This window comes from Pseudomonas sp. BGA-UO-ETr-WB11, from assembly GCF_059567785.1.
Genome location: NZ_JCAQOS010000004.1, coordinates 400520 through 418958 on the forward strand (window position 1 = coordinate 400520; position 18439 = coordinate 418958).

14 protein-coding genes are annotated in these 18439 nt (G+C 61.7%); 7 read left to right on the plus strand and 7 right to left on the minus strand.

Annotated features, from left to right (window positions below; genetic code table 11):
• Nucleotides 1–133: 133 nt before the first annotated feature.
• The 3 genes from AC56DI_RS05010 to AC56DI_RS05020 form a co-directional block, all read right to left on the minus strand.
• Nucleotides 134–1297 carry an isovaleryl-CoA dehydrogenase gene (locus tag AC56DI_RS05010; RefSeq protein WP_496345193.1) on the minus strand — a complete coding sequence of 388 codons (1164 nt, stop codon included), beginning with the start codon at nucleotides 1295–1297 and terminating at the stop codon, nucleotides 134–136.
• 41 nt (nucleotides 1298–1338) lie between these two features.
• Nucleotides 1339–1725, minus strand: coding sequence for a MerR family transcriptional regulator (locus AC56DI_RS05015; protein ID WP_496345194.1), 387 nt, complete (start codon nucleotides 1723–1725; stop codon nucleotides 1339–1341).
• Nucleotides 1726–1942: 217 nt separating this feature from the next.
• Nucleotides 1943–2860 (minus strand): LysR family transcriptional regulator, encoded by a 918-nt coding sequence (locus AC56DI_RS05020; RefSeq protein WP_324520620.1) that lies wholly within the window; start codon nucleotides 2858–2860, stop codon nucleotides 1943–1945.
• Between the two features lie 152 nt (nucleotides 2861–3012).
• Here AC56DI_RS05020 and AC56DI_RS05025 point away from each other — a divergent pair, with 152 nt between their 5' ends.
• Nucleotides 3013–4242, plus strand: coding sequence for an acyl-CoA dehydrogenase (locus AC56DI_RS05025; protein ID WP_422588876.1), 1230 nt, complete (start codon nucleotides 3013–3015; stop codon nucleotides 4240–4242).
• Between the two features lie 184 nt (nucleotides 4243–4426).
• Here AC56DI_RS05025 and AC56DI_RS05030 read toward each other — a convergent pair whose 3' ends face one another.
• The 4 genes from AC56DI_RS05030 to xthA form a co-directional block, all read right to left on the minus strand.
• Complete coding sequence (locus tag AC56DI_RS05030; RefSeq protein WP_496345195.1) at nucleotides 4427–4615, minus strand: hypothetical protein; 189 nt, start codon at nucleotides 4613–4615, stop codon at nucleotides 4427–4429.
• A gap of 62 nt (nucleotides 4616–4677) precedes the next feature.
• Nucleotides 4678–6060, minus strand: coding sequence for a substrate-binding domain-containing protein (locus tag AC56DI_RS05035; protein WP_496345196.1), 1383 nt, complete (start codon nucleotides 6058–6060; stop codon nucleotides 4678–4680).
• A 151-nt stretch (nucleotides 6061–6211) separates the two neighbouring features.
• Entirely contained in the window at nucleotides 6212–7291 is a 1080-nt protein-coding gene (locus tag AC56DI_RS05040; protein ID WP_496345264.1) for an NAD(P)-dependent alcohol dehydrogenase, read from the minus strand.
• Nucleotides 7292–7422: 131 nt separating this feature from the next.
• Nucleotides 7423–8235: an exodeoxyribonuclease III gene (xthA, locus tag AC56DI_RS05045; RefSeq protein ID WP_496345197.1), complete on the minus strand. Its 813-nt coding sequence runs from the start codon at nucleotides 8233–8235 to the stop codon at nucleotides 7423–7425.
• Between the two features lie 186 nt (nucleotides 8236–8421).
• Here xthA and AC56DI_RS05050 point away from each other — a divergent pair, with 186 nt between their 5' ends.
• The 6 genes from AC56DI_RS05050 (at nucleotide 8422) to AC56DI_RS05075 (ending at nucleotide 18432) form a co-directional block, all read left to right on the plus strand.
• A complete protein-coding gene (locus AC56DI_RS05050; RefSeq protein WP_496345198.1) occupies nucleotides 8422–9063 on the plus strand; it encodes a GNAT family N-acetyltransferase in 642 nt (213 codons plus the stop codon).
• A gap of 99 nt (nucleotides 9064–9162) precedes the next feature.
• Nucleotides 9163–9663 (plus strand): thiol peroxidase, encoded by a 501-nt coding sequence (tpx, locus tag AC56DI_RS05055; RefSeq protein ID WP_496345199.1) that lies wholly within the window; start codon nucleotides 9163–9165, stop codon nucleotides 9661–9663.
• Between the two features lie 68 nt (nucleotides 9664–9731).
• Nucleotides 9732–10781: a saccharopine dehydrogenase family protein gene (locus AC56DI_RS05060; protein ID WP_496345200.1), complete on the plus strand. Its 1050-nt coding sequence runs from the start codon at nucleotides 9732–9734 to the stop codon at nucleotides 10779–10781.
• Between the two features lie 184 nt (nucleotides 10782–10965).
• Nucleotides 10966–12204: an MdtA/MuxA family multidrug efflux RND transporter periplasmic adaptor subunit gene (locus AC56DI_RS05065; RefSeq protein WP_496345201.1), complete on the plus strand. Its 1239-nt coding sequence runs from the start codon at nucleotides 10966–10968 to the stop codon at nucleotides 12202–12204.
• Nucleotides 12201–15293 carry an MdtB/MuxB family multidrug efflux RND transporter permease subunit gene (locus AC56DI_RS05070; RefSeq protein ID WP_496345202.1) on the plus strand — a complete coding sequence of 1031 codons (3093 nt, stop codon included), beginning with the start codon at nucleotides 12201–12203 and terminating at the stop codon, nucleotides 15291–15293. Before AC56DI_RS05065 ends, AC56DI_RS05070 begins: the two co-directional genes overlap by 4 nt.
• 28 nt (nucleotides 15294–15321) lie before the next feature.
• A complete protein-coding gene (locus tag AC56DI_RS05075; RefSeq protein WP_496345203.1) occupies nucleotides 15322–18432 on the plus strand; it encodes a multidrug efflux RND transporter permease subunit in 3111 nt (1036 codons plus the stop codon).
• Nucleotides 18433–18439: the final 7 nt, after the last annotated feature.

The following is an 18439-nucleotide window of genomic DNA, read 5'->3' on the forward strand; positions in this document are numbered from 1 at the left end:
CTCACTCCGAGTTTGGGCAATAGCTCCCCTCTCCCGTTCACGGGAGAGGGGCCGGGGGAGAGGGTGGTGCAGGCGACGTAGAGCCCCTCTCCCTAACCCTCTCCCACAAGTGGGAGAGGGAACTGACCGTACATTATTTGGTTTCGTTGAACAGCTCGCGGCCGATCAGCATGCGGCGGATTTCGCTGGTGCCGGCGCCGATCTCGTAGAGCTTGGCGTCGCGCAGCAGGCGGCCGGCCGGGTACTCGTTGGTGTAGCCGTTGCCGCCGAGAATCTGGATGGTATCCAGGGCCATCTTGGTGGCCATTTCGGCGGTGTAGAGGATCACCGCTGCGGCGTCTTTGCGCGATTCCTCGCCGCGGTCGCAGGCCTTGGCGACGTTGTACAGGTAGGACTTGGAGGCGTTCATACCAGCGTACATGTCAGCCAGCTTGCCCTGGATCAGCTGGAATTCGCCGATCGACTGACCGAACTGGCGACGTTCGTGCACGTACGGCACCACCACATCCATACAGGCCTGCATGATCCCGGTCGGGCCGCCGGAGAGCACAGTGCGTTCAAAATCCAGGCCGCTCATCAGCACGGCTACGCCGCGGCCTTCGGCGCCGAGGATGTTTTCTGCCGGCACTTCGCAGTCCTGGAACACCAGTTCGCAGGTGTTGGAGCCGCGCATGCCCAGCTTGTCCAGCTTCTGGTGACGGGAAAAACCCTTGAGGTCGCGCTCGACGATAAACGCGGTCATACCCTTGGAGCCGGCGGCGACGTCGGTCTTGGCGTAGATCACGTAGGTGTGGGCATCCGGGCCGTTGGTGATCCACATCTTGTTGCCGTTAAGCACATAGTGGTCGCCACGTTTGTCGGCGCGCAGCTTCATCGACACCACGTCGGAGCCGGCATTCGGTTCGCTCATGGCCAGTGCGCCGATGTGCTCGCCGGAACACAGCTTGGGCAGGTACTTGGCCTTCTGCTCGTGGGTGCCGTTTTTGTGGATCTGGTTAACGCACAGGTTGGAGTGGGCGCCGTAGGACAGGCCGACCGAGGCCGAGGCGCGGCTGATTTCTTCCATGGCCACCACGTGGGCCAGGTAGCCCATATTGGTGCCGCCATACTCTTCGGCGACGGTCATGCCGAGCAGGCCCATGTCACCGAACTTGCGCCACATGTCCATGGGGAACTCGTTGTCGCGGTCGATCTGCGCCGCGCGCGGGGCCAATTCGCCCTGGGCAAACTGGCGCACCGCGTCGCGGAGCATGTCGATGGTTTCGCCGAGGCCAAAGTTCAGGGACGGGTAGCTCATGGTTTCACCTGTAATTTTTATCATTAGGTTTAAACGGCAAGTTATTGGTTTTTAAGGGTTTCGCTCATAGCGATCTGACAGCGCTCTTCGGCGGTATCGAGCTCCAACTGCATCTGCTGGATGTCCAGCAACTGCTGTTCGAGCTGCAGGCGGCGTTCGGCGATCTTGCCCATAAAGGTCTCCAGCTGCTTGCGGTTGCCGCTGGCGGGGTCATACAGCTCGATCAACTCCTTGCACTCGGCCAGGGAAAAGCCGATGCGTTTACCGCGCAGAATCAGCTTCAGCGAGACCTTGTCGCGGGCCGAATAGATGCGCTCCAAGCCGCGCCGTTCGGGGCTGAGCATGCCTTGTTCTTCGTAAAAGCGGATGGCGCGGGGCGTGATATCCAGCTCGCGGGCCAGATCGGAAATGCTGTAGGTGTTGCTCATGGGGCGGACTCGGGTGCTGATCTTTACGTTAACGTAAAGCAGGTTGACGTTAACGTCAACCTGGACCGCCGCATGCAGCATTTACAGGAGGGCTTGAGCGCGCAGGTATGTGCACGTAATCAACTCTGTTCGCCAAGCCTAAAGGCTTATAAAACATCTGCTTGGCGAACAAAGCTGAGAGCCGCACTGAAGAGATAGCGCGGCGAGGAGCATTCGCTTACAACTTCTTTTCCTGGGCGCAGACCTGTTGGCACAGCTCAATCAGCTGTTCGCGCATCCAACGGTTGGCCGGATCCTGGTCGGTGCTTTCGTGCCAGTACAGGTGGGTTTCCTGGGCGGGTACGTCATTTACCGGCAGGTCGACAGCATGCAGGCCGTGGCGATGGGCGAAGCTCTCCGGCACGGTCATGGCCATGTCCGTCTGCTGCATAACCTGAGAGGCCATCAGGTAGTGCTGGGAGCGCAAGGCGATCTTGCGTTGGATGCCCATCTTGCCCAGGGCCAGGTCCACCAGGCCGAGACCGCTGCGGCGGCTGGAGATGTGGATATGGGTCAGGGACAGGTAGTCGTCGAGGCTGATCTTGTCCTTAGCCAGCGGATGGCCCTTGCGCATGGCACAGACGTAGCGGTCTTCCAGCAGCTTGACGTGGCGCACCTGGGGGTCGGTGTTGAGCGGCGCGTCGACGGCAAAATCGATGCGCCCGGCCGCCAGTTCCTTGGTGGTTTCCCGACGTTTGGCCAAAAAACTCTCAATTTGCACCGCCGGTGCCTGGCGGCGCAGGCGCTGGAACAGCGGCGGCAGGATCACCGCCTCGATAAGGTCAGTCATGCTGATACGGAAGGTTTTGTTGGCCTGTAGCGGGTTGAAGATGCGGCTTTCCTGCACCGATACGCGCAGCAGCTGCAGGGCGTTACGCACCGGGCCGATGATGTTCTGCGCCATCGGTGTTGGCACCATGCCTTGGGCAGTACGCACGAACAGCGGATCGTTGAAGGTCTCGCGCAGGCGAGACAGCGCGTTGGAGACCGCCGGCTGAGTGATGCCGACGATCTGCCCGGCGCGGGTCAAATTGGCCTCGGTGTAGATCGCATCGAAGACGATGAACAGGTTCAGATCGACTTTGCTCAGGTTCATGTGCAGTGGTCTCCGGGGCGGTGGGCTATCAGCCGATCATATATGGCTTATGAATGTTCATACACGGCGAAAATAGGTTAGATAAATCTTAATCGCTGTTCTAGCATCCTTACCAGCCCCATTTATCTTCCTCGTGCAAAGGTGCCCTCGTCATGGATTTCGCCTACTCCCCCAAGGTTCAGGAACTGCGTGAACGCGTCACAGCGTTTATGGATGCCTACGTCTATCCGGCTGAACCGGTGTTCGAGCAGCAGGTCGCCACCGGTGATCGTTGGCAGCCGACCGCGATCATGGAAGAGCTGAAAGCCAAGGCCAAAGCCGAAGGCCTGTGGAACCTGTTTCTGCCGGATTCGGAGCAGGGTTTCGGTCTGACCAACCTGGAGTACGCGCCGCTGGCCGAAATCATGGGCCGCTCGCTGCTGGGCCCTGAGCCGTTCAACTGCTCGGCACCGGACACCGGCAACATGGAAGTGTTGGTGCGTTATGCCAACGAAGGGCAGAAGAAGCAGTGGCTGGAACCGCTGCTGCGCGGCGAGATTCGCTCGGCCTTTGCCATGACCGAACCCGGTGTGGCCTCGTCGGACGCCACCAACATGGAAGCCCGAGCTGTGCGTGAGGGTGACGAGTGGGTGATTAACGGCAGCAAGTGGTGGACCTCCGGCGCTTGCGATCCGCGCTGCAAGATCATGATTTTCATGGGCCTGACCAATCCGGACGCGCCGCGTCACCAGCAGCACTCGATGATTCTGGTGCCCACCGATACCCCCGGGGTGAAAATCGTCCGTCCGCTGCCGGTATTTGGCTACGACGATGCGCCGCACGGCCACGCCGAAGTGCTGTTCGAGAACGTGCGCGTACCTTACGAAAACGTGCTGTTGGGCGAGGGCCGTGGTTTTGAGATCGCCCAGGGTCGCCTTGGCCCAGGCCGTATCCACCACTGCATGCGTTCGATCGGCATGGCTGAGCGGGCACTGGAGCTGATGTGCAAGCGTTCCGTCAGTCGTACCGCCTTTGGCAAGCCGCTGGCGCGCCTGGGTGGCAACATCGACAAGATTGCCGACTCGCGCACCGAGATCAACATGGCGCGCCTGCTGACCCTGAATGCCGCCTTTATGATGGACACCGTGGGCAACAAGATTGCTGCCAGTGAAATCGCCCAGATCAAGGTGGTGGCACCGAATGTGGCGCTCAAGGTGATCGACCGCGCGATCCAGATCCACGGTGGCGCCGGCGTCTCCAACGACTTCCCGCTGGCCTACATGTACGCCATGCAACGCACCCTGCGCCTGGCCGACGGCCCGGACGAAGTGCACCGCATGGCCATCGGCAAGTACGAGATCGGTAAGTACGTACCCCGTGATGCAATGCGCAAAAGCCACTAAGGCCCGCGTGTAAAAAAGCCGAGGCCCGCAACTGCGGGCCTCGGCTTTTTATTTGTCTGTTACTGCGTAAATTTGCCGTTGTAGGAGCGGCTTCAGCCGCGATGCTTTGAAGGCAAACGGCATCGCGGATAAATCCGCTCCTACAAAAGCTCAGCTGCACGATCAACGCTCAAGTGAGCATCGTTTAATCAGCGCGCTGTTCCGCCTGGCGCTGTGCCTGTAGCCAGTTCAGGCGCAGGTGCAATTGGGCGGCGAAGGTGCGGGCGGCCATCTCTTCGTGGAAGGTCAGCACCCGTTTGCCGGCGATCACCCGCCAGAGCATCCGCCCTTGGCGTTCAATACAGTGCAACTCGACCTCTGGCACCCCGGACATCCTCGTAATTGCTTGATGCCCAAGGGTACGTGATGACGGCCAGTGGCGAAACGTTGAAGCACTTAGTAAACCCAAACCTCGACCCGGCGATTCTTGATCCGGCCGTCGTCAGCCTGGTTGCTGGCTACCGGCAATTCGGCGCCGAGGCCGATGATTTCCTCGAACAAGACTTGCGACTTGGACAGTTCCCGGCGCACAGCCATGGCCCGCAGCTTGGACAGCAGTTCGGCGCGCTCCGGGTCGCTCTTGGGGTCGCCAAAGCCGACCAGTACGGCTTTGTGGCTGAGCTTGTCCTCGCTGCGCAGGTACTCCAGCAAGCGGTTTACATCGCGCAGGGCTTTGTTATCCAGGCTGGCGCTGCCGTCTTGGAAGCGGAAGTTTACAGTCAGGCGTCGTGCATCATTGGCCAGTTGTTGGTATTCAGCCGGCATGCTCGGGCTGGGTTTGACCTGCACCGCCTGCACGCTCTGGGCGATAAAGCCGGTCTTGGCCACCAGCGCCTGCCCCTCACTGCTGTGAGCAAACTTCACCAGGGCCTGGGCCCAAGGGTTGGATTCTTGCGGGGCGTTGTACAAGAACAGGCGACGTGACAGCGGATAGTCCTCGGTGGCAATCAGGGTGGTGGAGGGCAGCATCGGCTGCGACTCACCATCGGCAATGGCTAAGGCTTTGGCCTGGCGAATATAGGGCAGGCCGATAAAGCCGATGCCTTGTGGGTCCTGGCTGACAGCATCGGACAACTGCTCACTGGATTCAAAACGCTGGCTGCCAGGGGCAAGGGTCTTGCCGTGGCTAACCAGTACCAGTTCCTTGAAGGTGTCGTAGGTGCCGGAGTTGTCATCGCGGGCATACAGGTGAATGGGACCGCCGCGACCACCGAGGGCCTCCCAGGTTTTCACTTCACCGGAAAAGACCTGGGCCAACTGGCTGGTGGTCAGGGCATTCAAGCCGTTTTGCGGATGCAGAATCACCGCCAGGCCATCGATGGCGATCACCTGTTCGGCCGCAGGGCTGGTGAAGTCGCCCAGTGAGGCCAGGCTTTGCGCCTCGCTGGCTTTGATCGGCCGGGAGGAGGCCGCCAGAGCAACCTTGCCTTCTTTCAGGGCTACGAAGCCGGTGCCTGAACCATGGGCGGCAACGTCGATGCGTACCTGTTCGCCGCTGGCCTTTTGGCCGATCACTTGTTGCTCATTGGGCTGGCCATTGCTTTCGATGCGCACATCGGTGAAACCTTCCTGCAACAGCAAGCCTTTGACCAAGGCCGGACCGAGTTTGGCGCCGATGGTGTTGGAACCCTGAATCTGCAGGGCCGGGGTGTTGTCCGCTGGCACCGGCAACGCAGCAAAGACACGCCAGGGCAGGGCGTAGCAGACAAACCCGAGAATCAGCAGGCCGCACGTGCGGCTCCAGGTGTCGCGATCGGTGGCGGGCGAATTGCGCAGCATGCGGACATGCACCTTCTATGGGGGGAGTAAGTGCTGCGCAGAATAAGTCAGAGAAGTTACCGAAAAATGACAGCCGCCAAGGGCGCAAGGCTTCTAAAACGAGGGTTGTCGGTGTTGCCCGGTCGGGTGTGGCGACCGGGCACTCGCAACGTTAGAAGGGTTTGATCGCGACCTTGAGAACGCCGTCGCGCTGATGGCCGAACAGCTCATAGGCCGCAACAATATCGTCCAGTTTGTACTGATGGGTGACCAGCAGGCCCAGGTCGACACGCCCGGAGGCCACCACGTTGAGCAGACGGCGCATGCGTTCTTTGCCGCCGGGGCACAGCGAGGTGACGATCTTGTTGTCACCGAGGCCGGCGTGAAAGGCATTCAGCGGGATCACCAGGTCGGTGGAGTACACCCCCAGGCTGGACAAGGTGCCGCCCGGCTTGAGTACGCGCAAGGCACTTTCGAAGGTCGACTGTTGGCCCAGCGCTTCGATAGCGGCATCCACACCACGACCGCCGGTAAGCTTGAGAATTTCGTCAACCACATCCACTTCGTTGAAGTTAAGGGTGACATCGGCGCCGAGTTGGCGGGCGATCTGCAGGCGTTGGTTAACGCCGTCGATGGCGATGATGGTGCTGGCGCCGCGTAACTTGGCCCCGGCCGTAGCGCACAAGCCAATCGGCCCCTGGGCGAAGATCGCCACCACATCGCCGATCTTGATATTGGCGGCTTCCGCGCCGGCAAAGCCGGTGGACATGATGTCCGGGCACATCAGCACCTGCTCATCGCTAAGGCCGTCGGGTACCGGTGCCAGGTTGGCCTGGGCGTCGGGCACCAGCACGTATTCGGCCTGGGTGCCGTCGATGGTGTTGCCAAAGCGCCAGCCGCCCAGGGGTTTGTAGCCGTGGCAGGTGCAGCCGCCATCCTGGGACGACAGGCCATCCTGGCTGGCATAGGAGTTGAAGCTTGGACAGATGGCGCCGGCGATCACGCGTTGCCCTTCCTGGTAGCCCCTGACATTGCTGCCCAGTTTCTCGATCACCCCCACGGGCTCATGGCCGATGGTCAGGCCGGTGGCCACGGGGTATTCGCCCTTGAGGATATGCACGTCGGTGCCACAGATCGTGGTGGTGGTAATGCGCAGCAGGGCGTCGTTGGGGCCCACCTCGGGGATGGGCTTGTCGACCAGTTCGATCCGGCCAGGGGCTACAAAAACGGCGGCTTTCATCATGCTCATCAGATCATTCCCTCATCTCGTTAAGATTCAATCCAAGACCCACTGCATAGGACCCTATGCATAGGCCAATGTGCTGTTCAGCACGTAGATCTATATCAACGCTATGACGAATGGTGCTGCCGCCGCTCCTCGGCTTAGCTCAGTTCCAGCCAGATCGGGGCATGGTCGGAGGGTTTGTCCATCCCGCGCAGGTCGTAATCCACGCCAGCGGCTTTGAGTCGCGACTGCAGGGCGTTGCTGGCCAGGATCACGTCGATGCGCAGGCCGCGCTTGGGCTCGTCCTCGAAGCCGCGGCTGCGGTAGTCGAACCAGCTGAAGCGGTCATTAACCTCGGGGTGCAGCTGCCGGAAACTGTCGTGTAAGCCCCAATCCTTAAGGCGCTGCAACCACTCACGTTCTTCCGGCAGGAAGCTGCATTTACCGGTGCGTAGCCAGCGCTTGGCGTTGTCGGCGCCGATGCCGATATCGCAATCCTCGGGTGAGATGTTGATATCGCCCATCACAATCAACGGCTGAGTCGGTTGAAACTGGGTTTCCAGCAGTTGCTGCAAGTCGGCGTAGAACTTGGCCTTGGCCGGGAACTTGGTCGGATGGTCACGGCTTTCACCCTGAGGGAAATAGCCATTCATGATGGTGATTGGCTGGCCGTTAGCATCGGCAAAAGTGCCCCAGATAAAACGCCGTTGAGCATCTTCGTCATCGCCGGCAAAGCCCTTGTGCAGGCTTAAAGGCGCCTGGCGCGAGAGCAGGGCAACACCGTAATGGCCCTTCTGGCCGTGGTAATGCACGTGATAGCCGAGGGCTTCGATGTCGGCAAAAGGGAATTGCTCGTCGGCAACCTTGGTTTCCTGCAGGCCGATGACGTCCGGCTGGTGCTTGTCGATCAGGGCGGCCAGCTGATGAGGGCGGGCGCGCAGGCCGTTGATATTGAACGAGACAATCTTCATGGGCGGAGCAGTCCTGGGCTTACGGGAGGAGGGCTTGGGCGGCGATGTTAGCAGCCTGAAGGTGGCAGCGCCGAGTCAGCATGGCCACTCAGCCGCTAATCTGGCGAGCACGGATGGCGACTGCTAACGTGCCATTTAGTGTTTATTGCTGTCATAACAATGAGAACCCCACAGAGGTCGTCCCCCATGCCCACATCGCCCGCCGAAGTAAGAATGCTCGACAGTGGCTACGTGCGTGAAGCTCGCTCGCTGCTGTATCACGCCTATCGCCATGAACCGACCTTCTCCTATCTGCTTGAATCAGAGCGCGCGGGCTTTGACCAGCGTGTACGCGCCACTGTACGTGAGCTGGTCAATCAGCATTTTGCCGAAGAACAACCGGCCATTGGCCTGCTGGTCGATGACCGCTTGGTGGGCATCGCGTTGATTGCACCACCGCAGCGGCGTCTGGGCATTACCGAGAGCTGGAGCTGGCGGATGCGCATGCTGCTGACCGCCGGTTTCCGCTGCACCCGCCGTTATCTCGACTACCACGAAGCCGTGCAGGCGTGCCTGCCACCGGGGCCTTTCCACATGTTGCCGCTGCTGGGCATACACCCGGAGTTTCAGGGTCAGCACCTTGGCGAGCAGCTGTTGCAGGCCCTGCATAACTGGTGCGCCGAAGATGACAGCTCTCAAGGCGTGGTGCTGGATACCGGCAACCCTCATTACTTGGAGTTCTACCGGCGGTTGGGCTACGAAGAGGTCGGTGAGGTGGCGGTAGGACCGATCATCGAGCACGTGCTCTTTCATCCGAACCCGAAGGTGCTGGCCAAGGTCTGCGCCTGAAGTGCCAAAGAAATAACTGCTCACGCAATAAGCCCCGCCAACCGGGGCTTATTGATTTATAACGTGTTACCTCCTCAACCCAACCCACAAGGAACTCCCATGACTCAAGTTACCCTGCACGGCAATCCGATCAAAGTAGACGGCCACTTCCCTCAAGTCGGCGAGACGGCTAAGCCTTTTAGCCTGGTGGCTAACGACCTGGCTGATGTGGCCCTGAGCAAGTTCGCCGGGCAGCGCAAAGTGCTGAATATCTTCCCGAGTGTCGACACCCCAACCTGCGCCACCTCGGTGCGCAAGTTCAACGCCGAAACCAGCAGCCTGGCCAACACCGTGGTGCTGTGCATTTCCGCTGACCTGCCGTTTGCCCAGGCACGCTTCTGTGGTGCGGAAGGCCTGAGCAATGTGGTCAATCTGTCTACCATGCGTGGACAGAACTTTCTCAAGGATTACGGCGTAGCCATCGCCAACGGCCCCCTGACCGGCGTTGCCGCACGCGCGGTGATCGTGCTCGATGAGCACGACAAGGTCCTGCACAGCGAGCTGGTGGCTGAGATTGGCGACGAGCCGAATTATGCCGCTGCCACTGCCGTACTGAAGTAACGCCCACGCGCCATTACCCAGGTCCGCGCTTGCGCGGGCCTGGCAACCCTGTAGCTGGAGTTCTGAGCATGAAACATTGGCTGATCTACGGTGCCAACGGCTACACCGGTCGCCTGATTGCTTTGCAGGCCAAACGCTTGGGGTTGCAGCCGATTTTGGCTGGGCGCAGCTTGGATATTCATCGCATTGGCGCCGAAACCGGTTTGCCGGTGCGCCAGTTTGATCTGGCCGACCCGCGTGCTACCGCGGCGGCCCTTACCGATGTGCAACTGGTGCTCAACTGCGCCGGGCCGTTTTCCGCTACCGCTGCACCGATGATTGCTGCCTGCCTGAATGCCGGTGCCCATTATCTGGATATCACGGGCGAGTACCGGGTCTTCGAGCATGCCCACAGCCAGCACCAGGCGGCCTGTCGCGAGGGCGTCGTGATTTGCCCAGGCGTGGGTTTTGACGTGGTGCCCACCGACTGCCTGGCCATGGCCCTGCATGCCGCCATGCCTGACGCAGTGCAATTGCACCTTGGTTTTGCAACCGCCAGCGGCCTTAGCCCCGGCACCTGCAAGACCCTGATCGAAACCCTCGCCGACGGTGGCAAAGTGCGCGAAGGCGGCCAGTTGCGCAGCGTGCCCAATGCGTACCAGATGCGTGAATGCGACTTCGGCAGCGAGCCGCAGTGGGCCATGAGCATTCCCTGGGGGGATGTGGTCACAGCGGCCTACAGCACCGGCATCGCCAACATCAGCGTCTTCGTGCCGGCGCCCAAGCCGATGATCCGCGTGCTGCGTGGCCTCGATTGGCTGCGCCCGCTGCTCGGTGCCGCCTGGTTGCAACGGGCGCTGGTGGCGCTGGTCGAGCGTTGGGTCAAGGGGCCGACCGCTGAGCAGCGTGCCAGTTTGCACACCCAGGTCTGGGGCGAGGTGCGCAACGCGGCCGGCGCGGTCAAGGTTGGCCAGCTGCAAACCAGCAATGGCTACGCCCTGACCGTGCATTCGGCCCTGCATGTGGTGCAAGCCCTGTTGGCCGAGAAACCGGCCGGTGGCTACTACACCCCGGCGCAGCTGCTGGGTTGGCAGTTGGTGGAGCAATTGCCGGACTGCGGCAAGATCGTCATCCACTGATCGGCAGTGATTAGACGGACAGTGGTTAACAGTTTCGCGGTCAAGACCGCTCCCACATTCATCACAGCCGCCAAGCCATTCGACTCGATAGAAATGTCCGGTAAGGTAAAAAGCCGGTAAAGAGGCTTTGCTCCGGGCTTGGGAGTGCTTATCGTTCAGCCCACATTTCCCGGCTGTGACGATCATGTCTGCTAGTTCTTCGAAATCTTCGCTGTTTATCACCCTCCGTCCTTGGCTGATCAGCGCCGTCGCTTTGTTGGCGTTGGTGCTGCTGGTTCAGCAATTGGCCAAACCCAGCGGCCCGGAACGTCCCGAAGGCGGCCGGCGTGGAGCGGTCAGTGAAGATTTTCTGGTCAGCGCCAGTGCCGTCGAGCGCGTCGACCTGCCGGTGCACTACAACGCCCTAGGCACCGTAACGGCCTTCAATACCGTGGTGGTGCGCAGCCGCATTGACGGCGAGCTGGTCAAGGTGCTGTTCGAGGAAGGTCAGCGGGTCAAGGCAGGCGATCTACTGGCAGTGATTGATCCACGCAGTTACCGCGCGGCCCTGGACGAAGCCGAAGGCACCCTGCAACAGAACCAGGCACAACTGCGCAATGCCGAGATTGACCTGCAGCGCTACCAAGACTTGCTGGCCCAGGACTCCATTGCCCGGCAGACCCTGGACACCCAGCAAGCCCTGGTCAACCAGTACCGCGGCACCCTGAAAGCCAACCAGGCCAGCGTCGACCAGGCCAAACTCAACCTGCAGTTCAGCCAGATCCGTGCACCCATCGGCGGGCGCCTGGGATTGCGGCAGGTGGATGTCGGCAACCAGATCAGCGCTGGTGACACCACTGGCCTGGTGGTGATTACCCAGGTGCAACCGATCAACGTGGTGTTCAGCCTGCCGGAGCCGCAACTGCCGCTGATTCGCCAGCAGCTGGCCACTGGCAAGCCGCTGCCGGTTGAGGCCTTCGACCGCAACCAGCAACTGGCGTTGGCAACCGGCGCCCTGGCGAGCATCGACAATCAGATCGATATCACCACTGGCACCCTCAAGCTCAAGGCGCGTTTCGACAACCGTGACGAAGCCCTGTTTCCCAACCAGTTCGTCAATGTGCGCCTGCTGGCCCAGACCTTGTCACAGGTGCTGGTGATCCCCGCCAATGCTGTGCAGCGCGGCAGTCAGGGCGTGTTTGTGTATGTGCTGGATGCTGACAATCGGGTGAGCATGCGCACCGTTACCCTCGGCGTCACGGCCGAGGAGCGTCTGCAGGTGCTCAGTGGCCTTACGGCCGGTGAGCGGGTGGTGACCGAAGGCGTCGACCGTTTGCGCGATGGCATGCAGGTCAAGGTGGCCGGGGCTGAAAGTGACAAAGCCGCTGCCAAGCCGGCAGCCAAACCTGCAGTGACTAAAAGCGCCGGCGGAGCGGGGGCATGAACCCGTCACGCCTGTTTGTGCTGCGCCCGGTTGCCACCACGCTGTTGATGATCGCCATCCTGCTGTCGGGCTTGATCGCTTACCGGGTATTGCCGGTGGCGGCCCTGCCGGAAGTCGATTACCCGACCATTCAAGTGGTCACTCTGTACCCCGGCGCCAGCCCGGAAATCATCACCTCATCGGTGACTGCACCGCTGGAAAGCCAGTTCGGCCAGATTGCCGGCCTCACCGAAATGAGTTCCAGCAGCTCCGGCGGCGCCTCGCTGTTGACCCTGCGCTTCAACCTGACCACCGATCTCGATGTGGCTGAACAGGACGTGCAGGCGGCGATCAACGTCGCCTCCAGCCTGTTGCCCAATGACTTGCCGACACCGCCGGTGTTCAGCAAGGTCAACCCCGCCGATGCACCGATCATGAGTCTGGCGATCCTCTCCGACAGCCTGCCTCTGGCGAAGATTCAGGATCTGGTCGACACGCGCATGGCACAGAAAATCTCGCAGATCTCTGGTGTTGGTCTGGTCAGCATTGGCGGCGGCCAGCGCCCAGCTGTGCGTATTCGCGCCAATCCGGTGGCTCTGGCGGCCCACAACCTGAGCCTGGAAGACCTGCGCAGCGCGGTGACGCGCAACAACATGAATGCCCCCAAGGGCAGCTTCGACGGCCCCAAGCGCGCTTCCAGCCTGGACGCCAATGACCAACTGGAAAGCCCCGAAGACTATCGCCAACTGATCATCGCCTACGTTAACGGCGCGCCGGTACGGGTTCAGGATGTCGCCAGTGTCGATAACGATGCCGAGAACGTGCGCCTGGCTGCCTGGGCTAACCGCACCCCAGCGGTGATCCTTAATATCCAGCGCCAGCCGGGTGCCAACGTGCTGGCCGTGGTCGAACGCATCAACGCCTTGCTGCCGCAGTTGCAGGAGAGCCTGCCGGGTAACCTGCAAGTACAGGTGCTGACCGACCGCACCACCAGCATCAGCAGCGCCATTCGCGATGTGAAGTTCGAGCTGATGCTGTCGATTTCCCTGGTGGTGATGGTCACCTTCCTGTTCCTGCGCAATGCCCGCGCCACCCTGATCCCCAGCCTGGCGGTGCCGTTATCGCTGATTGGCACGTTCGGGGTGATGTACCTGGCCGGTTTCTCGATCAACAACCTGACGCTGATGGCACTGACCATTGCCACCGGCTTTGTGGTTGATGACGCCATCGTCATGCTGGAAAACATCGCCCGTTACCTGGAGGAGGGTGACTCGCCACTGACCGCCGCCCTGAAAGGTTCGCGGCAGATCGGCTTTACCATCATCTCCCTGACCTTCTCGCTGATCGCCGTGCTGATTCCATTGCTGTTTATGAGCGATGTAGCGGGGCGGCTGTTCCGCGAATTCGCCATCACCCTGGCGGTGGCCATCCTGATTTCCGCAGTAGTGTCGCTGACCCTGACGCCGATGCTCTGCGCCAAACTGCTGCGCCATCAACCGGAAGCCGAGCAGGGCCGGTTTGCCCGCTGCGCCGGGCAGTTTATCGAGGCCATGATCGCCCGCTATGCCGGTGCCCTGCAGGTGGTGTTGCGCCATCAGACCCTGACCCTGTGGGTGGCCGTGGCCACTCTGGCCCTCACCGTGTTGCTGTACATGCTGATGCCCAAGGGCTTGTTCCCCGAGCAGGACACCGGGGTGATTCAGGGCATCAGCGAGGGACCGCAATCGATCTCCTTCGCCGCCATGGCCGAGCGCCAGCAACAATTGGCCGACCTGGTGCTGCGCGACCCGGCGGTGGCCAGTCTGTCGTCGTTTATTGGCGTGGATGGCAGCAACCCGACGCTCAATACCGGGCGCCTGCTGATCAACCTCAAGCCCCATAAAGAACGCGATGTTTCGGCCCAGGAGGTGATCCGTCGCCTGCAGCCGCAAGTTGCCCAGTTGCCTGGCAGTCGCCTGTATTTGCAGGCCGTGCAGGATCTCAGCCTGGAAGACCGCATCACCCGCACCCAGTACCAGCTCAGCCTGCAAGACCCGGATATGGACACCTTGCGCGTCTGGGCGCCAAAACTGCTAGAGCGCCTGCAGCAGTTGCCCGAGCTTGCCGATGTGGCCAGCGACCTGCAGGACCAGGGCTTGCAAGCCTACCTGCAGATCGACCGCGACCAGGCCGCGCGCCTCGGTGTGAGCCTGGCGAGCATCGACAGCGCGCTGTACAACGCCTTCGGCCAACGGCTGATCTCGACCATTTTCACCCAGTCCAGCCAGTACCGGGTGGTGTTGGAAGTGGCGGCGCCGTTCCAGCTCGGCCCGCAGTCCCTGGAGCAGCTGTATGTGCCGAGCGCTGACGGCAGTCAGGTGCGCCTGTCGACCTTGGCCAAGGTCGAACAGCGCTCAACCTTGCTGGCGATCAACCACAGCGACCAGTTCCCGGCTGCCACCTTGTCGTTCAACCTGGCGCCGGACACCTCGTTGAGTGAGGCGGTTAGCGCTATCCGTGCGGTGCAGGATGAGCTGCAGTTGCCGCCGAGCATGCAATCACGCTTTCGCGGCGCAGCCCTGGCCTTCGAGGCCTCGCTGAGCAACACCTTGCTGCTGATCCTGGCGGCGATCGTGACCATGTACATCGTTCTGGGCATTCTCTACGAGAGCTTTATCCACCCGATCACCATTCTCTCGACCTTGCCCTCGGCCGGGGTCGGCGCCTTGCTGGCCTTGATGCTTGCGGGGCAGGAGCTGGGCATGGTGGCGGTGATCGGCATCATCTTGCTGATCGGCATCGTCAAGAAGAACGCCATTCTGATCATCGACTTCGCCCTCGAAGCCCAGCGTCAGGGTGGCAAAAGCGCTGAAGAGGCGATTTATCAGGCGTGCTTGCAACGCTTCCGGCCGATTCTTATGACCACCCTGGCGGCGCTGCTCGGCGCCTTGCCGCTGATGTTTGCCTCCGGCTCCGGCGCCGAGTTGCGCCAGCCCCTGGGCATCACCCTGGTCGGCGGCTTGCTGCTTAGCCAGGTGCTGACGTTGTTCACTACGCCGGTGATCTACCTGGCCTTCGACCGTCTGGCCCAGCGCGTCAGCGGCCCGCGTGCGGCGCAGGTGTCGGCATGATCGTCGCCATACGTATGGGGCGCGGCCGATGAACTTCTCCGCCGCTTTTATCCGTCGCCCAGTGGCCACTTTGCTGCTGACCCTGGCTTTGTTGTTGGCCGGTGGTTTGTCGTTCAACCTGCTGCCGGTGGCGCCGCTGCCACAGGTCGACTTCCCCTATATCGTGGTCAGCGCCGGTATGCCCGGCGCCAGCCCGGAAACCATGGCCAGTTCGGTGGCCACACCGTTGGAACGGGCTCTCGGGCGGATTTCCGGGATCGTCGAGATGACCTCGTCGAGCAGTCTCGGCAGCACCCAGGTGGTCTTGCAGTTTGATCTGGAGCGCGACATCGACGGTGCCGCCCGCGAGGTGCAGGCGGCCATCAACGCCGCCATGACCCTGCTGCCCACTGGCATGCCAAGCAACCCCAGCTACCGCAAGGCCAACCCGGCCGACATGCCGATCATGATTCTCGCCCTGACCTCCGAGACCCTCGGCCGTGGTGAGCTGTATGACCTGGCCTCGACCGTACTGGCGCAGAAGATTGCCCAGGTCAACGGCATTGGCCAGGTCAGCGTGGCCGGTAGTTCGCTGCCGGCGGTGCGTGTCGATCTTAATCCGGATGCCTTGAATCACTACGGCCTAGCCCTCGACGAGGTGCGTAGCGCCATCAGTGCGGCCAACAGCGAAGGGCCAAAAGGGGCGGTGGAGCAGGGTGCCCAGCATTGGCAGGTGGATGGCAACGACCAACTGCGCACGGCCGCTGAATTTATCCCGTTGATCGTCCGCCACAGCAGCGGCCAGGTGGTGCGTCTCGGCGATGTGGCCGAAGTCACCGACTCGGTAGAGAACGTGCGCAACGCCGGCTTCTCCGGCAATCAGCCGGCTGTGGTGCTGGTGATTACCCGCCAGCCGGCGGCCAATATCATCGAAGCTACCGACGCCATTCATGCCTTGTTGCCGGAGTTGCGCGAAACCCTCGGCACGCGTGCGGCGATCCGGGTGATGGACGACCGCAGCCCGAACATCCGTGCCTCGCTGCACGAGGCCGAGTTCACCCTGATGATCTCGGTGGCGCTCGTCATCCTGGTGGTGTTCCTGTTCTTGCGTAACGCCCGCGCCACCCTGATCCCCAGCGTGGCGGTGCCGGTGTCGCTGATCGGCACCTTCGTGGTTATGTACCTGTGCAATTTCAGCCTCAACAACCTGTCGTTGATGGCGCTGATCATTGCCACCGGCTTTGTCGTCGACGACGCCATCGTCATGCTGGAGAACATCGCCCGGCGCATCGAGGCCGGCGAGGCACCATTGCCGGCCGCCCTCAAGGGCGCCCGCGAGGTGGGCTTTACCGTGCTGTCGATGAGCCTGTCGCTGGTGGCGGTGTTTATTCCCTTGCTGCTGCTGGGCGGGATTCCCGGTCGCCTGTTCCGCGAGTTCGCCGTGACCCTGTCGGCGGCGGTGCTGATCTCTTTATTGGTGTCCCTGACCCTGACGCCGATGCTCTGCGCCAAGCTGCTCCGCCAGCGCCCAGCGGAGCCCGAGGAAAAGGTCGAGAGCCGCAGTCAGCGCCTGTACGCGAGTTTTTTGCAGCACTACCGGGCCAGTCTGGAGTGGGCGCTGAATCACTCACGGTTGATGATGGTGATTCTGCTGGCGACCATTGCCCTGAATGTCTACCTGTTCATCATCGTGCCCAAAACCCTGTTCCCCCAGCAGGACAGTGGCCGCCTGCGCGGCATGGCGGTGGCCGACCAGAGCATTTCCTTCCAGGCCCTGCAGGAAAAACTCGGCCAATTCCGCCAGATCCTCGGCGCCGACCCGGCCGTGGCCAGCGTCGCCGGCTTTACCGGCGGTGGCCGTGGGCCGGGCGGTGGGGCCAACAGTGGTTTCTTCTTCGTCACTCTCAAGCCGATTGGTGAGCGCGAGTCGATGACCGTGGTCATGACCCGCCTGCGCAAGTCCCTGGCTCAGGTGCCGGGTGCCAATCTGTACCTCAACCCTGGCCAAGACCTGCGCCTGGGCGGCCGTGATAGCAACGCCCAGTACCAGTTCAGCCTGAAGAGTGATGACCTCGACCAACTGCGCGCCGCCACGCCGCGGGTCGAGGCGGCGCTGCGGCAGTTGCCGGAGCTAAAGGACGTCAACGGCGATGAGCAGAACAAAGGCCTGCAAAGCCGCCTGGTAATCGACCGCGAAACCGCCGCCCGCTATGGCGTCGATATCGAGATGATCAGTGCGGTGCTGAACAACTCCTTCGGCCAGCGCCAGGTGTCGACCATCTACAACCCGCTCAATCAGTACCGGGTGGTGATGGAAGTGGGCCAGGCGTACCAGAGCGGCCCGGAAATTCTCAAACAGGTGTATGTGATCGCCGCCGATGGCGCGCGGGTGCCGCTGTCGGTGTTCGCCCGCGTCGAGCCAAGCAACGCGCCGCTGACGGTCAACCACGAGGGGCAGTTCGCCGCCACCACCTTCAGCTTCAACCTGGCCCCGGATGTGCCCCTGGCCACCGCCCAGGCCAGTATTCTCGCCGCCTTGCAGCCGCTGCACCTGCCCATCGCGGTGCAAGCCAGCTTTCCCGGCAATGCCGGCGCGGCACAGGCTACCCAGAACGACATGCCGTTGATGATTCTGGCGGCTCTGTTGGCGGTGTATATCGTCCTTGGCATCCTCTACGAGAGCTATGTGCACCCGCTGACCATCATCTCGACGTTGCCATCGGCCGGGGTCGGCGCCTTGCTGGCCTTGCTGCTGTGCCGCACCGAGCTGTCGTTGATCGCGCTGATCGGCATCATTTTGCTGATCGGTATCGTCAAGAAGAACGCCATCCTGATGATCGACTTCGCTCTGGATGCCGAGCGCAACCTCGGCATGAGCCCGCGCGAGGCGATTTTGGAGGCCTGCATCATGCGCTTCCGGCCAATCATGATGACCAGCCTTGCGGCCTTGCTCGGCGCCTTGCCATTGCTGTTTGGCGTCGGCGGCGATGCTGAGCTGCGCCGTCCGTTGGGCATTACCATCGTCGGTGGCCTGATCGGCAGCCAGTTGCTGACCCTTTACACCACGCCCGTGGTGTACCTGTACCTCGACCGCCTGCGTCACTGGGCGCTGCGCCGCTGGCATGGCCGCGCCCAACCCTTGCCGCTGGAGCAGGCGTAACTATGGA